Source organism: Magnetospirillum aberrantis SpK (assembly GCF_011022235.1).
Classification (GTDB): Bacteria; Pseudomonadota; Alphaproteobacteria; order Rhodospirillales; family Magnetospirillaceae; genus Magnetospirillum; species Magnetospirillum aberrantis.
This window is the reverse complement of the sequence record NZ_JAAIYP010000035.1, coordinates 189,882-204,561: the sequence shown is the minus strand read 5'-3', so window position 1 is coordinate 204,561 and position 14,680 is coordinate 189,882. Positions and strand designations below refer to the sequence as shown.

Genomic DNA, 14,680 nt, shown 5'->3' with positions numbered 1-14,680 from the left:
CGGACAGGGAAAGGCCCCGGAGTGATCCGGGGCCTTTTTCGTTATTCAGGGTGAACCACGCTTGCCCGCCATTCGGTTGCCTGGGGCACGGGCAATTTGCCCCGTTCAATCCAACGGCCATCCCGGCCCAACTCGTAAGCATTTCCATCGGAAAACGCGAAACGTAGGGGAATGGTGCCCCCCTTGCTTACCAGATTCCACCATTTTTCCGCGATGTCGTGGGGGGCGTCCCGCAACAGGGAACGGAAGCTGTCGCCGCCGTCTGCTGCCAGCCAGCAAAGGAAGACGGCGATGGCGGCATCGGGACTGTTCAGCAACGTGGTGACCGTCTGCGCATCCTGTCGGGTTGCCAGCCATGGCTGTATTGTCGCGTCGATGTCGGGCGGAAGGGCCTGGACCAGGGGGTGGTTGACGTTGAGGTATTCTTCAGAGCCCGTCACGGTGATGACGTCATTCCATTCGGGGGGGAACGGAACCGCGTTCAGGGGGGAATGGTTCAGGGGAAGGCTTTCCCACAGGGGAATGACAGAGGTTATCTGTTCGCCGATGACGACGGCGAGCAGACGTGACGGGGGATAGCCGGACGCCCATGCGCGAGGAAAATCGGAAGCGTGGGTCGTGCTGGTGAGGTCCTGACCACACCACTGAAGTGTCCTCCAGTGTCCTTGCGGCTTTACAGGAAAGGGCAGGGTGTCGAAGCACACTTTACCTTTGCGATAATGTGGCCAGTGATCTCCGGGGGGCAGTGCCTGTACGAAGGGGGAGCGGAAGCCTCTTTCCTTCAGAAGGACACGGCTGATTTCGTGGTATTTGCGGCCCTGGATGGCGGATTGGAATAGCTGTTCCGTCAGGTCGCCGTATCGCGCCAGGATGGGGGCCAGGCATCGGATGGTTTCCCGCGACAGCAACACGGTGTTGCGGTCGACCATGACCTTGTTGCCGTTGTTGGTGGTCAGGTCGATTTCGATCAGACGGCCATAGCCGCCCCGTTGTGGCAAATCATCCGTGGCGTCGGGATGTGGCTTGGCCTGGAAGGCGATCCCTTTCCAGCAAAATTGCGCATGGTCCTTGAGCGTTGACACGGCGAAGTCGGTGTCTCTGAGGTGGAGTGAGACAAGACTGGCGCCGTCTGGAAACTGGAAATAGGGCATCAGGATGCGATAGCGGCCGACGATTGTGCCGGCCGCGGTGCGCAACAGGTCCTTTTCTTCGTGGAAAAGGGCGACATGCCGGCAATCCTCGGCATGCCAGCGTTCGACGCGCTCCTCCTCCTGCTGTTTTTTTCGGCTGTGTTCGTTTGAGATGAAATTGCTGGAAGGAGGGGAATGCGTGTCGATCTTGCCGACCAGATCCGGGACGTAATGCGACAGGGTCCGGGTCCATCCCGGTGCCATGCTCAGTCGGTCGCCGCCGGTTCCGGTGTAATCCAGGTGACAGGGGGAAAAGACCACTTCCTGGATCAGGGCGTCCCGGATGGCCGCCGACAGGGTGGTGACGTCGCGGTCCTTGAGGCGCAGGCGGATGGAGGTGCCTTCGTCGCAATGGGGATCCTTGCGCAATTCACCGAAGGTGCCGATGCCGTCGGTTTCGAAACGCCAGCCGCCGCCCTTGGCCGCCGGATCGCCGCCACGGCGCTTGGTGACGATCTCGACCCGGTCGGCCAGCATGAAATAGCTGAGCATGCCGATGCCGAATTGGGCGGTGACCTCGGAGGAAAAGCCGGCTTTCTGGCACCGCGCTTCCAGCATCTTCAATTCGCCGCGCTGGCTGTTGCCGCTGACCAGCACCTGGGTTTCGATCACCCGTTTGGTCATGCCGCGCCCGTCGTCGCGGCATTCCAGCCACCAGCGCTTTTCCCTGTCCTGTTCCAGGCGCAGGCTGACGCGGTGGGTGTCGCCGAAGCGCAGCCGCGCGCTTTCCGGGTCAAGGGCCGGGTCGCGCTCGTGCTCCTTCAACAGGCGGTCGGCGACGCACCAGCGGACGGCGTCGAACGCGTTCTGGATCAATTCGCGCACGGCGGCGAAGCGGTCGCCGTAAAGGTTGGTGCCCGACAGAAGCTCCAGCACCTTGCGGGTGTTGGGGCGGAAGCTGCCGTTGATGTATTCGTAGGTGTCGGGCAACGCCTCGATCAGCGAATGAACGCGATAGGGCAGGTCCCATTTGCACCGTTCCGTCTCGCCGATGTTGCCCTTGGCGAACCAGCCTTCGTCCGCCAGGGTGCGGGCCAGGGCCAGTTCGGCGTCGATCTGGGCGGCGGTTTGCTCGAGGGCATGGTGCAGCCGCGCCCGTGGCGGTGTCGCCTCGAAACGGATGATGCGGCCGCCCTGGGTCTGTTCGATGTTCACCGCCGGCCACAGGTCCTTCAGCCAGTAATCCATGCTGGTGCGTGACACCTCGCGATGTTCGCGGATGCATTCCGGGACCCGTTCCGGGTCGACCTCGATCACGTCGGCGACGCGCAACAGCATGGACAGATAGCGAAGGTTGACCGGCTCGCTGGTTCCGGGAACGTGGCGGAACACCAGCTTGTCCAGATCGTCCCGCGACCAGTGGTGGCTTTGGCACAAGGCGATGAGATCGGTGTTCCAAGCGGCGTAAGGCTGGTTTCCTGTCAGGTGGCGGGTGATCCAGTCGCCGCTCCAGTCGTTGTGGCGGTGGCGGCAGTAATAGGCCGTCAGATAGGCCGCGCAATCGGTGACCTGATCGTGTTCCTGAAGCTGGTCGGGGGTCAGCGGGATGGTGTAATTGGGGTCGAATTCGGCCAGCCATCCGCTCATGGCGGCGGCGTCCGTGTCGGAAATGCGATTGTCGCCGGTTTCACCATTCAGAAGATAGTTGAAATGGCGCCAGACCAAGCCGATGCTCGGCGACATGCCGATGTCGTGAAGATGGGCCGACAGCAGCAGCAGCCCCAGTTCATGGACGGAAAGTCTGGAAAACGTCTCTTCGGGCGGCAACCGCTCCATCCATTTGACCACGCGGGCGGAATGGTCCGCGTCGTGCAGGGTGAAGTCGCTCAGCCCATGCGGGGTGCCCCCGCTATTCAGGATATTGACGATGTCCGGCAGGGAGCCTTCGACAAAGGTCGCCACCTTCTCGGCGGCGGGATCGCCTGCGGCGCGTCTGGTCTCGATCTCTCGCCACAACCTGGATTGTTTCCATGCCTCGTCGCCCATCTGATTCCCCACCATTCATGCAGTGGGGACATCTTATACGAGAAGCGTGGTGTGGAAACAGCCGGCCGCTCACCCCTCTTGTGCCGCTTCGATCCAGCATTTGAATTCCTGGTCGTGGCGGATGATGTGTTCAACCAGCAACAGACGGGCGGTGGCGGCGGCAAGCGACGGCGTGTCGGCGATCGGGTGCAGCATCAGGCTTTCCAGGCCGGCCAGGATGCCCAGGTGTTGGCGCACATGGGTTTGGCGGTCAGTATAGCCGATCAGCGGGAACAGCGCTTCCTCGCTTTCGAAATGCACTTCGGCCAGGACGATCAGTTCGCGGCCGGCACGGCGCAACAGGGCGGTCGGAACCGATGCCGATGCCTGGGAACACAATTCGTTGGCGCATTCCACCAGGGCCCGGTGTTCGCCGTCGATGCGCGGGTCGCCCACGTCGAACGACGGGAACCACGGAAGGCTGTGCGCCGGAGTGAGCGAAGATAGATCGGACAGCATGGGGCCTCCGCGGAAAGTTCCGTTCTGGATGCAGCTTTCCCTTAAGCTGACGTTCAAGGGGGGGCTTTACAATCAGGTGACACCCCCATCCCTACCGAGGTCATAGCCGCCATTGCCGTTCGCCAGGGACAAGGTGTCACCCCTTCCAGAAGGGCTTGCGCGATTCCATTCGGGCGGTGGCATGGTCAACGCCGATGTCGGCCAGCATCCGTTCGTCCAGCGTCGCCAACATTCTTCGCCCGTGTGCGCGTTCCAGCCATGTCAGAAGGTGATCGGTCACCCGGATCAGCAGCGAGGTGGCAGAGGGGGCGTCACAGGTGCGGGATGAAATTGAACCCATCCAATTTTGCGATATCATGATTCAATCCCCGTAAAAAGGGTTCAATTGAATCAGTCATTGACGGGCCATAGGTGTCAATGACAACATTGACACCATGTCAAACTGGATTCCCGATCTGTCGCGCGGCGGCGTTCCCAAATATCGAGCCATTGTCGAGGCCATCGCCGCCGATCTGGCCGCCGGTCGGCTGGTGGCCGGCACGCGTCTTCCCACCCATCGCGACCTGGCGTGGCGGCTGGGAGTCACCGTCGGCACCGTGGCCCGCGCCTATGCCGAGGCCGAGCGTCAGGGGCTGTTGTCGGGCGAGGTGGGACGCGGCACTTTCGTCCGCGATCCAGACCATGGCGACCGCGCGCTGGCGCAATATCTGAACGAAGCGGCCGACCTGCGATCCGGCCTGATCAACATGGCGGTCAACCGCCCGGACGGCGACCAGGGGGCATGGGCGGTCGGTCCGGTGCTGGCCCGTCTGGCGCGACGAAACGACTTGTCCGCCTTGTTGTCCTATCGTTTCGAATCATTGAGCGTGCGCCAGCGCACCGCCGGTGCGGCATGGCTGTCGGGCATGGACGGGGTGCGGGTGGCCCCTGACTTTGTGGCGGTCACCGCCGGCAGCCAACAGGCGATCCTGGCGGCGTTGTCGGTGATGACCGTTCCCGGCGACGGCGTCGCGGTCGAGGAATACACCTATCCCGGCATCAAGTCGGCGGTCAGCCTGATGGCCCGGACGTTGATGCCGGTGTCCATGGACGAACAGGGATTGCTTCCCGACGAGGTCGAGCGCGCTTTCGCCAAGGGGGCCAAGGTCCTTTACACCACGGCGGCGGTGCAGAACCCGTTGACCATGACCTTGCCCGACGACCGCCGCCGCGCCATCGCCGCCGCCGCCCGCCGCCATGGCGCCTTCATCATCGAGGACGGGGTGCACCGCTTCCTTGATCCCGAGGCGCCGCCGCCGATCCTGGCCCACGCCCCGGAACGCTCGGTCTATCTCAGCACCTTGTCGAAAAGTGTCTGTCCCGGTCTGCGAACCGCCTTCGCCGCCGTGCCGCCGGCATTGCGCGGACATTTCGATTCCGCCGTTGGCGCCTTGACGCTGTCGCTGCCGGCGGTTCTGATTGAAGCCGCGTGTGTCCTGATCGAGGACGGACAAGCCTTCGAGATCGCCACCGGCCAGCGTGACGAGGCGCGTGCCCGCGCCGAATTGGCGGTGGCGGCTTTGGGGGAACAGGTTCGTCCCCATTCGCCGTCCTTCAATGTCTGGCTGCCTCTGGCGCCGCCGTGGCGCAGCGCCGACCTGATCGCCGAGGCCGCGCGACGCGGCGTCGCCATTGCCCCCACCGAAACCTTCGCCGTGGGCCGTCCGGCTCGCGACGGGGTGCGGCTGTCGGTGTCGTGCCCGCCCGACCGCGAGCAATTGCGGACGGGTCTTGCCATCGTCGCCGATATTTTGGCAACGCCGCCGGCTTTGCCGCGGTTGACCGTCTAAAGCGCGGTTCTTTGCCGGAACAGGTAGAACGCCGCCACCGCCATCAAGGCGGAAAGTCCGGTCATGACGAAGAAGGCGTGACCGTGCAGCGTCTCGTACAGATGGCCGGTGACGGGGCTCATCAGGCCGGGAACGACGCCCATCGCCACCGCCGCATAGATGCCCTGGGCGCGGGCGGCAAGGCCGGCCGGCACGGTGCGCAACAGATGCATGGCGCCAAGATGGGTGCAGCCGAAGGTCGCCGCGTGCAAAATCTGGGCGGCGGCCAGCGCCGGCACCTCGCAGGTCAGGCCAAGCACGCTCCAGCGTACGATCCCGGCGATGGCGGCGATCAGCAACAATCCGGTGGCGCCGAAGCGCCGAACCACCCGGCCCGACAATGCGAACAACATGATTTCGGCCACCACGCCTTCGGACCACAGCAAGCCGATGGTGTCGTCGGCGATGCCGGCGGCTTTCCAGTGGATGGTCGAGAAGGCGTAATAAACGGTGTGTCCGGCGGCATTCAGGCTGCCGGCGGCCAGGAACAGCAAAAACGCTGAACTGGTGATCAACGGTCGCAGGGGCGGCGCGGCGCCCCGTTCGGCCACGGCGACACGGGTGTCGGGCAAGGCGGCACAGGACAGGGCGGTCAACGCCAGCGCGGCGGCGATCATCCACACCAGCACATCCGGCGAATGCCCGACCAGCAAGCGTCCGCACAAGGTGGCGGTGGCGATGAAGGCCAGCGATCCCCACAGCCGCACGCGCCCGTAATCGATGCCGTGGCGGTGGGTGGTCATCAGCGCCAGGGCTTCGCCGACCGGCATGATGCCGCTCCACAATCCCACCGACACCATGGTCAACAGCAAAATCGGCCAGAAACCATCGGCGACGGTGAAGCCCAGCCATGTGACGGTGGCGGCAACCGCCAGCCACACCATCGGGCGGCGGCGCTCGCCGCGCCGGTCGACCAGATGGCCAACCAGCGGGTTGACGATGCATTTGACCAGATAGGTTGAGGCCAGCACCAAACCGATCTGCGACGGGTCGAGTCCGTGATGCTTGAGCCACAGCGGCCAGAATGGCAATTGAATGCCGACCGCCATGAACAGCGCGGAATAATAGGCCCCCAGGCGCAGCGCCGCGTTCCACGCCTCGGACCGGTTGACGGTCATGGAAACAATCGGCGAAGGGTGATCTTGCGCTCGGCCAGCGAGAAGGCGCAGGAATCCGAGGCCAGGAAGGCGAATTCCACCTCGCGCTGGCGGGTCAGGGTGTCGGCGGCGCGCAAGGCGTCGTCCACCTTGCCCGGATGGACCATCATCAGCGTCCGCTCGCCCGGTGCGTCGGTGAAGCGGCGGAACAATCGGTCAAAGGGAACGCGGCCGGAAAAATCGTAGACGCCGCGAAACGAGGTGTTGTGTGGGATGCCCAACGCCCGCAGCCGGCGGCGAAAGCCAAGCCCCAGCGAGGAGATCACCAAAGCACGCACGGGATCGACACCGCGACGCAGGATGGCCGGGAGCGGTTCGACACAGGATCGGATCCAGCCGCGTTCCCCCAATCGCCGTCGCCACAAATCCACCACCACCTCGCCGATGACGGGCAATTGGTGCACATGGTGGTGTCCGTCCAGGAAATCCGGGGGGCGTCCGAAATGCCGCTCGAAGCTGTCGATCTGGCGCTCCAGTTCGGCGGCGATTTCAGCGCGGTCAAGCCGCCGGGTGAGCGCGCGTTTCAACAAGACCGGCAATGACGGGAAACGGCCGTTGGGCGCCAGGTCGGGCATGGTTCCCAACGGCGTCTGATCGGTCAGCGTCAGGTGGACGCCCACGTCCGCCTTGTGTTCCAGGACGCGCAGCATGGGGGCCGCGCTGGGCCAGTATGGGCTGCCGGTCATGCAGCCGGTGGCTTGCAGCCGGCCGCGTTCGATCAGCGCCAGGATGGCTTGGGATACGCCGGGGGCCAGGCCGTAATCGTCGGCGCACAGGGTGATGGAGGACAGGGGGGCTGTCATGATGGGGCTTTCGTTGACCCGCTGGGGGCTTTCTTTCACACTGCCGACCAGTTCCGGTCCCCCCCCTCCGAGGCTGTCGCCATGACCAATTCGTCCGCTTCTCCGTTTTCCCCGCCGATTCTGTCCCTGGTGGTGCCCATGTTCAACGAAGCGGGCAATTTGGACGGGCTGTTCGACCGTCTGGCCCAGGTGTTGGGCGGGTTGGATGCAAGCTACGAAATCGTCTGCGTCGACGACGGCAGCAGCGACGACACTGTGGCGCGGGTGGTGGACCATCATGGCCGCGACCCCAGGATAAAGCTGGTGGAACTGTCGCGCAACTTCGGCAAGGAACTGGCGTTGACCGCCGGGCTCAAGCACGCGCGCGGCCGCTGTGTGGTGATGATCGACGCCGATTTACAGCATCCCCCCGAAGTGATCGGCGAAATGCTGGAAAAATGGCGCGAAGGCTATGAAATGGTCATCGCCGTGCGGCGTGGCCGCGACGACGAGAGTGCTTTCAAGCGCAGTGCCGCCAAAGTTTTCTACGAGTTGTTCGGGCGGGTGTCCGAGGTCCAGTTGCCGCGCGGGGCAGGTGATTTCCGTCTGTTGGACCGCAAGGTGGTGGACGTGTTGAACGCCATGCCCGAACACACCCGGTTCATGAAAGGGCTTTATGCCTGGGTGGGATTCCGCCAAGTCACCATTCCCTATGACGTGGCGCCGCGCGCCGCCGGACAGACCAAGTTCAACGCCTTCCGCCTGTGGCGGTTGGCCATCGACGGCATCACGTCGTTTACTTCGGTGCCGCTCAAGGTGTGGACGTTCGCCGGTATGCTGGTCGCGGCCTTCGCCCTTTTGTACGGTCTTTTGTTCATAGTGAAGACCTTGATCCTGGGCATTGATGTTCCCGGCTACCCGTCCTTGATCGTCGCCATCACCTTCTTTTCCGGCGTCCAACTGATCAGCCTGGGGGTCATCGGCGAGTATCTGGGGCGGGTGTTTTCCGAGGTCAAGCAGCGGCCGCTGTTCGTGGTCCGCCAAGCGGTCGGTTTCGAGGCCGAGACCAAGGACGAACCGCGCTGACGATGAAAGCCTGACCGGCGGCGCTTTATCGAAACACTGCCCAGGGTGCCTCTCCGTGCGGAGGGGGCATGGGCATGAATAACATAAAAAATGTGTTATTATATAAAATATCACGTTTTGTAGTGATGAAATTGTTGACCATTGCGCTTGCGCGGCGGTAAATGAGTGTTGTTTGTATCGGGTCAGGAGGGCATATGCCCAGTTTCATCGATGATGAGTGGTTGTATCTCGGCCGGGTGGTGTTGTTCGTGGTCGCTTTCGCGGCCTTCGCCGCCTCGTTGCTTCCCGGCGCCTGACGCCGTTGTCTGGAGTGTGTTTGCCATGAACATGATCTTGTCCGACCTTGCGCCGTCCTGGGTTTCGCCGGTCGCCGATAATTCCATGTCGGCCGATGCCTCGCCGATGATCGTGGCCGACGGGGTGAGTAAGCGCTTCGGCGCCTTCACCGCGCTGGATCATGTGTCGCTGTCGGTGCCGCGCGGCAAGTTGGTTGCCTTGCTGGGGCCATCGGGGTCGGGCAAGACCACGCTTTTGCGCATTCTGGCCGGGTTGGATTTCGCTGATCAGGGGCGGATCGTGCTGGATGGCGCCGACGCCACCACCTTGCCCACCCGCGACCGTGGTGTCGGTTTCGTCTTTCAGCATTACGCCCTGTTTCGCCACATGACCGTGGCGGAAAACGTCGCGTTCGGCCTGAGTGTGCGCAAGGGGCGGGCTCGCCCCTCCAAAACGGCCATCGCGGCCAAGGTCGAGGAATTGCTGGGGTTGGTGCAATTGTCCGGTCTGGGCAGGCGTTATCCCGCTCAATTGTCGGGTGGACAGCGCCAGCGCGTCGCCCTGGCCCGCGCCCTGGCGGTGGAACCGCGTCTGTTGTTGCTGGACGAACCGTTCGGTGCACTTGATGCCCAGGTGCGCAAGGATCTGCGGCGGTGGCTGCGCAGTCTGCACGAAGACATGGGGCTGACCGGCGTGTTCGTCACCCACGACCAGGAAGAGGCGTTGGAAGTCGCCGACGAGGTGGTGGTGATGAACAAGGGACGGATCGAGCAGGTGGGAACCCCTTCCGACATTTACGACCGGCCCGCCACCCCCTTCGTTTACCGCTTTCTGGGCAACGTCAACGCGTTGCCTGTCATCCTTGACCATGGCCGGGCCGAGATCGCGGGATTGGTTCTGACGTCGTCATGCGGGATGGGGCACAGCGGACCGGGAACCGCCTTCATCCGTCCCCACGACGTGGACGTTCGCCCGGCCTCTTCCGAAGGGGGCGTGGGACATGTTCGCCACTTGAATGTTCTGGGGCCGGTGGTCCGTGCCGAACTGGTCGTCGGGGGCGTCACCCTTGAGGCGGAATTGACCCGAGAGCAGCATGAACGTTTGGCGTTGGCGCCAGGTGCCGAGGTTCGGGTGATGGTCCGGGCCGCCAAACTGTTCCCCGTGGACGTGGAGTAGATATCTCTAATACTACTTTCGTCTTGCGATTCTCCCTCCATGGAACTATATCTTCTGGGTGTGTTTTTGTGTGCGCATTGTGCCGGGAGGGCGTATGCCCCGTGAAGTTCTCTCCTCGCCACTCCGGGTGTCGCAACGCTCGTTTCTTGAGTCTTTGCCGTTTCCTGCGTTCGTCCAGGACCGGTCGGGGCATTATGTCGCCTGCAACGGCTTGTTCGAAAGTTTGGTTGGCAAGCCCGTCGGCGAGATTGTGGGGGCAACCGTCGCCGACCTGATCGCTCCGGGGCATGCGGATTTGTGCCGGAACCAAAGCGCCGAGGTGTGGGCACAACAATTGCCGACCTGTCATGAGATGGAAGTGCGCCGCATCGACGGCGTGATGCGGCGGGTTCGCATCCACCGCTCCATCCTTCGCTCCGAAGCTGACGATGTCATTGAAATCCTGGGAATCGTCCAGGATGTTACGAAAGAGTACGCGGCCATCGCTTCGCTGACGGCCAGCGAGGAACGTTTCGCCCGGTTGGCGGAATTGTCCAGCGAGGGCATGGTGCTTCATGCCTATGGCACCATCGTTGACGTCAACGACGCCCTGTTGCGCATGGTCGGGCGCCGTCGTGACGAGGTGGTGGGGCAGCATTACCTGAGCTTGTTGCCGGCCGAAGAACACGGCGTTGTCAGCTTGCACGTCGAGGAACGCTGTTCCGAACGCTATCGCGTTTCGTTGAAACGGGCGGATGGCAGTACCTTTCCGGTGGAAATGCGCGGCAACGCCATTTCCATCGACGGCCAAGACATCCGTGTCACCACCGTGACCGACATTTCCGCGCGTATCGCCGCCGAACAGGCCATGCGCGAGCGTGAACTGCTTTATCGTCAGATGTTTGAAAACAACCGGGCGGTCAAGTTGCTGATTGATCCGCTCAACGGGCAGATCGTGGACGCCAATCCGGCGGCGGCGGCGTTCTATGGTTGGACGCTTGACGAATTGCGACGGATGAACATCGCCCAGATCAACGCGTTGCCGCCCGAGCAGATAAAATCCGAAATGGATCGGGCGCGAAGCGAAAGCCGACTGTTTTTCCGTTTTCCCCATCGCACCAAGCATGACGAGATCAAACAGGTCGAGGTCTATTCCGGCCCCTGTACCTTTCACGGGCGGGCCTTGCTGCATTCCATCATCGTCGATGTTACCGACCGTGACCGGGCCGTGGCCGAATTGCGCGACAAGACCGACGCGCTGGCACAATCCAACGCCGACCTTCAGCAATTCGCCTATGTCGCCTCGCACGACCTGCAAGAGCCGTTGCGGTCGGTGGTCAGCTATCTGCAATTGCTGGAAAAACGTTATCGCGGCCATTTGGACGAAGAAGCCGACACCTTCATCCGCTATGCGGTGGACGGTGCCAAACGCATGGGGGCGTTGATCCAGGATTTGCTGAGCTATTCCCGTGTCGACAGCCAAGGTGGCGACTTCGAGCCGTTGGATTGCGACCGGGTTCTGTCCAACAGCATGGCCAACCTGCATTCCTTGTTGGGCAGTCTTGACGCCAAGGTGACGATTGACCATTTGCCCTGGGTGTTGGGCGACGGGCCGCAATTGTCCAGCGTGTTCCAGAACCTGATCGGCAACGCGGTCAAATACCGCCACCGTGCACGGGCTCCCGAGATCCATATTTCCGCCCAGCCGGGACAGGGCGGGGAATGGGTCTTTTGTGTCCGCGACAACGGCATCGGCATCGGCGAGGAATTTCAGGAGCGCATTTTCGGCATCTTCCAACGCCTGCATACTCAAGCAGCCTATCCGGGAACCGGAATCGGCTTGGCCCTGGTCCGCCGCATCATCAATCGTCACGGCGGCCGCATCTGGGTGGAATCCAAGGAAGGAGAGGGCTGCGCTTTCTTCTTCACCCTGAGGGAGGCACCGCCGCTGGAACGTCGGGCCGCGGCAGCGTCCTAATCTCGCGGCAACGTCATGCGGAACAAGGCACCGCCGCCGGGGCGGTTCTCCGCCTCAAGCATGCCGCCGTGGTCGCGCACGATGCCGTAGGAAATCCACAATCCCAATCCGGTTCCCTGTCCCACCGGCTTGGTGGTGAAGAACGGGTCGAACACCTTGGACAAGTCGGCCTCGGCGATGCCGGAGCCGTTGTCGGCGACCTCGATTACCGCCATGGCTTTCGTTTGCTGCCCTCTGACCTCTACCCGGCCGGTGGGGAGGTCGGCCACCGCGTCCAGCGCGTTCTCCACCAGATTGACCAGGACTTGATGAATCTGGCCGGCTCGGCCCAAGGCCTCCAGATCGTCGGGAATCTCCTGGACGATGGTGGAGGCGCTGTTGCGTCCCTTGACGGCCCATTGCACCGCCTTGCGCGTCAGTTCCGCCAACGGTACCGGTTGGGCCGCCCCGGCGTCCGAGAAAGAAAGCCGCTTCAAGGATTTGACGATGTCGGCGACGCGCTGCGCGCCCTCTCGCGTGCCTTCGATCAGGTCGGGCAGGTCGTCCATCATGGCGTCGATGCGCAAGGTGCCGCGCGCCGCCTCGCGTTCGGCGGCGCTGGCGCCGCCATGCACAGCCGCCAGATAGGTTTCCAGGCGCTCACGATACTTGGACAACACATGGACATTGCCGACGATGAAGCTGATGGGGTTGTTGAGTTCGTGGGCGACCCCGGCGATCAGCCGGCCCAATGACGCCATCTTCTCTTGTTGCACCAACTGTGCCTGGGCACGTTTCAACGCCTCGTAGGCGCGGCGCAACTCGCCCACCGGCCGCCCGGTCAGCACCATGCCCGCCGGCAACCCGCGGTGGTCCAGAAGCGTGGCGCAGGTCAGCGCCACCGGCTCGGAAACGCCGCCGTCGCGAAGCTTGAAGCGGACTTCGCGGTCGTTGCCGGGACCGGCCTCCAGCCAATAGCTGAGGGGGCCGACCTCCTCGGCCAACAGGTCGTCCACCGGCTGGCCCAGCAGATCCACTTCGGCGATGTCGGTGAGCCGCAGGAAGGCCAGATTGACTTGCTGGATGGCGCCGCGCTGGTCGCAGACCACCAGGATGTCGGACACCGACGACAGTACCGAGGTGATGAAGCGTTGCGCCTCCTCAAGCGCCGAGTTCTTTTCTTCCAACTCGACTTCATAGGAGATGAGGTCGGAATAGACCTCCTCCATCTTCTTGATCACCTCGATCCAGGCGATCTCCTGGGCTGCGGCGAAGTCCTGGTCGCTCACCCGGTGCGCTCCAGTCCGTAGCGGTTCAGCTTGGCGCGCAAACCGACGCGCGACAGTCCCAATTCGTCGGCCACTCGGCTGATGTTCCAGCGATGCCGGGTCAGCGCGTCGCCCAAAATCTGGGCTTCCAGCGCTTCGACCTGATCCTTGAGCGTTCGGCGCTGGTGGGATTCGGCGATGGCGCGGCCTCCGGGACAAGCGCGGGCCCGGATACGTGGGCTGACCAGCTCCAGTTCCAGCATGTCGGTTTCGGCCAGGGCCACCATGCGCTGGATTTCGTTTTGCAACTCGCGCACGTTGCCCGGCCAGTCGTAGGATTTCAACACCGCCAGCGCGTCGTCGGAAAAGGCGCGGACGGGCTTGCCAAAACCCTTGCGGGTTTCCGCCAACAGCCGTTCCGCCAACAGGTGGATGTCCATGGGCCGTTCGCGCAACGGCGGGATATGCAGCGGAAAAGCCGCCAGACGGTAATAGAGGTCGCGGCGGAAATGCTTTTCGCGCACTTCGTCCTCAAGGGTGCGGTTGGTGGCGGCGATAACGCGCACGTCCACCTTGCGGGTCAGGCGGGCGCCCAAGGGGCGGATTTCACCTTCTTGCAGCACGCGCAACAGCTTGACCTGGAAGGCGGGCGAGGTCTCGCCGATCTCGTCCAGGAAGATGGTGCCGCCGTTGGCCTGTTCGAACAGGCCGATACGGTCTTCATAGGCGCCGGTGAAAGCCCCTTTCTTACAGCCGAAAAGCTCGGATTCCAGCAATTGGTCGGGCAGGGCGCCACAGTTTTCCACCACGAACGGCTTGTCGCCGCGCGGTGAGTTGTAGTGGATGGCGCGGGCCAGCAATTCCTTGCCGGTGCCCGATTCGCCGGTGATCAGCACCGAGATGTCGAAGGCCGCCACCCGCCCGGCCATGTCGATGATGTCGGCCAGCGGGCTTTTGGCATGGTGGACGATGCGGTCGAAATGATGGGCGCGCCTGAGCGAGGTGGTCTTGGTCGCGACGGCGGTTTCCAGGGCGGCCGGCGCCATCTTGAGGTCGAGCGAGGCGCTGGCGTTGGCCTGTTGCAGTTCAAGAAGGGTCAGGGCCTCCTTGATGGTGCGTACCAGATCGTCCGGTTCCCACGGCTTGGTGATGTATTGGTAGATGCCGGCTTCGTTGATGCCGGCGATGATGTCTTCGGATGCGGTGTAACCCGAGATGATCATGCGCACCGGGTCGGGCCAGCGTTCGCGCACCGATTTCAGGAACTCGACCCCCTGGGTGCCGGGCATGCGCTGGTCGCACAGGATGGCGTGCACCATCTCGCTGGACAGCACGGTTTCCGCCTCGCTGGCGTTGGACGCGGTCAGCACCCGGAATTCGTCGGAAAGAACGCGGCGAAGGGCCTCTTGCGACTGTCGTTCATCGTCGACGACCAAGATGATGGGCAGTGAGCTCAC

General features: G+C 63.1%; 11 protein-coding genes. 4 read left to right on the top strand and 7 right to left on the bottom strand.

Features of this window, described 5'->3' with window-relative positions; all coding sequences use genetic code 11:
* Nucleotides 1–41: 41 nt before the first annotated feature.
* From G4223_RS09150 to G4223_RS20215, 3 genes are all read right to left on the bottom strand, one after another.
* Complete coding sequence (locus G4223_RS09150) at nt 42–3,176, bottom strand: HD domain-containing protein (protein WP_163678178.1); 3,135 nt, start codon at nt 3,174–3,176, stop codon at nt 42–44.
* Nucleotides 3,177–3,245: 69 nt separating this feature from the next.
* Entirely contained in the window at nt 3,246–3,674 is a 429-nt protein-coding gene (locus G4223_RS09145) for a bacteriohemerythrin (protein ID WP_163678175.1), read from the bottom strand.
* A gap of 136 nt (nt 3,675–3,810) precedes the next feature.
* Entirely contained in the window at nt 3,811–4,014 is a 204-nt protein-coding gene (locus G4223_RS20215) for a DUF1127 domain-containing protein (protein ID WP_277395029.1), read from the bottom strand.
* Nucleotides 4,015–4,108: 94 nt separating this feature from the next.
* On the opposite strand from G4223_RS20215, the gene G4223_RS09135 reads away from it, so the two are divergent.
* Nucleotides 4,109–5,503, top strand: a complete 1,395-nt coding sequence (locus G4223_RS09135) for an aminotransferase-like domain-containing protein (protein WP_163678171.1) — start codon at nt 4,109–4,111, stop codon at nt 5,501–5,503.
* On the opposite strand, the gene G4223_RS09130 is transcribed toward G4223_RS09135, so the two are convergent.
* Entirely contained in the window at nt 5,500–6,660 is a 1,161-nt protein-coding gene (locus G4223_RS09130) for a 3-phenylpropionate MFS transporter (protein ID WP_163678169.1), read from the bottom strand. The genes G4223_RS09135 and G4223_RS09130 overlap by 4 nt on opposite strands.
* The gene (locus G4223_RS09125) at nt 6,657–7,502 is read right to left on the bottom strand and encodes a ChbG/HpnK family deacetylase (RefSeq protein ID WP_163678167.1); all 846 of its coding nucleotides are present in this window, start codon (nt 7,500–7,502) and stop codon (nt 6,657–6,659) included. Before G4223_RS09125 ends, G4223_RS09130 begins: the two co-directional genes overlap by 4 nt.
* Nucleotides 7,503–7,583: 81 nt before the next feature.
* Between G4223_RS09125 and G4223_RS09120 the strand changes: the two genes are divergently transcribed.
* From G4223_RS09120 to G4223_RS09110, 3 genes are all read left to right on the top strand, one after another.
* Nucleotides 7,584–8,567, top strand: a complete 984-nt coding sequence (locus G4223_RS09120; protein WP_163678165.1) for a glycosyltransferase family 2 protein — start codon at nt 7,584–7,586, stop codon at nt 8,565–8,567.
* Nucleotides 8,568–8,969: 402 nt separating this feature from the next.
* Nucleotides 8,970–10,019: a sulfate/molybdate ABC transporter ATP-binding protein gene (locus G4223_RS09115; RefSeq protein ID WP_163678274.1), complete on the top strand. Its 1,050-nt coding sequence runs from the start codon at nt 8,970–8,972 to the stop codon at nt 10,017–10,019.
* A 94-nt stretch (nt 10,020–10,113) separates the two neighbouring features.
* On the top strand, nt 10,114–11,976 hold the full coding sequence (locus G4223_RS09110) for a PAS domain S-box protein (RefSeq protein WP_163678162.1): 1,863 nt from the start codon (nt 10,114–10,116) through the stop codon (nt 11,974–11,976).
* Here the strand turns inward: G4223_RS09110 and G4223_RS09105 are convergent.
* Both G4223_RS09105 and G4223_RS09100 read right to left on the bottom strand, forming a co-directional pair.
* Nucleotides 11,973–13,244, bottom strand: a complete 1,272-nt coding sequence (locus G4223_RS09105) for a sensor histidine kinase (RefSeq protein ID WP_338086849.1) — start codon at nt 13,242–13,244, stop codon at nt 11,973–11,975. The genes G4223_RS09110 and G4223_RS09105 overlap by 4 nt on opposite strands.
* Nucleotides 13,241–14,680 carry a sigma-54-dependent transcriptional regulator gene (locus G4223_RS09100; RefSeq protein WP_338086848.1) on the bottom strand — a complete coding sequence of 480 codons (1,440 nt, stop codon included), beginning with the start codon at nt 14,678–14,680 and terminating at the stop codon, nt 13,241–13,243. The genes G4223_RS09105 and G4223_RS09100 overlap by 4 nt, the downstream gene beginning before the upstream one ends.

Excerpts from the sequence above, each read along its gene's own strand:
- G4223_RS09110 (WP_163678162.1), top strand. The coding sequence starts at position 10,114 with ATGCCCCGTGAAGTTCTCTCCTCGCCACTCCGGGTGTCGCAACGCTCG.
- G4223_RS09125 (WP_163678167.1), bottom strand. The coding sequence starts at position 7,502 with ATGACAGCCCCCCTGTCCTCCATCACCCTGTGCGCCGACGATTACGGC.
- G4223_RS09135 (WP_163678171.1), top strand. The coding sequence starts at position 4,109 with ATGTCAAACTGGATTCCCGATCTGTCGCGCGGCGGCGTTCCCAAATAT.
- G4223_RS09115 (WP_163678274.1), top strand. The coding sequence starts at position 8,970 with ATGATCGTGGCCGACGGGGTGAGTAAGCGCTTCGGCGCCTTCACCGCG.
- G4223_RS20215 (WP_277395029.1), bottom strand. The coding sequence starts at position 4,014 with ATGGGTTCAATTTCATCCCGCACCTGTGACGCCCCCTCTGCCACCTCG.
- G4223_RS09145 (WP_163678175.1), bottom strand. The coding sequence starts at position 3,674 with ATGCTGTCCGATCTATCTTCGCTCACTCCGGCGCACAGCCTTCCGTGG.
- G4223_RS09120 (WP_163678165.1), top strand. The coding sequence starts at position 7,584 with ATGACCAATTCGTCCGCTTCTCCGTTTTCCCCGCCGATTCTGTCCCTG.
- G4223_RS09130 (WP_163678169.1), bottom strand. The coding sequence starts at position 6,660 with ATGACCGTCAACCGGTCCGAGGCGTGGAACGCGGCGCTGCGCCTGGGG.
- G4223_RS09150 (WP_163678178.1), bottom strand. The coding sequence starts at position 3,176 with ATGGGCGACGAGGCATGGAAACAATCCAGGTTGTGGCGAGAGATCGAG.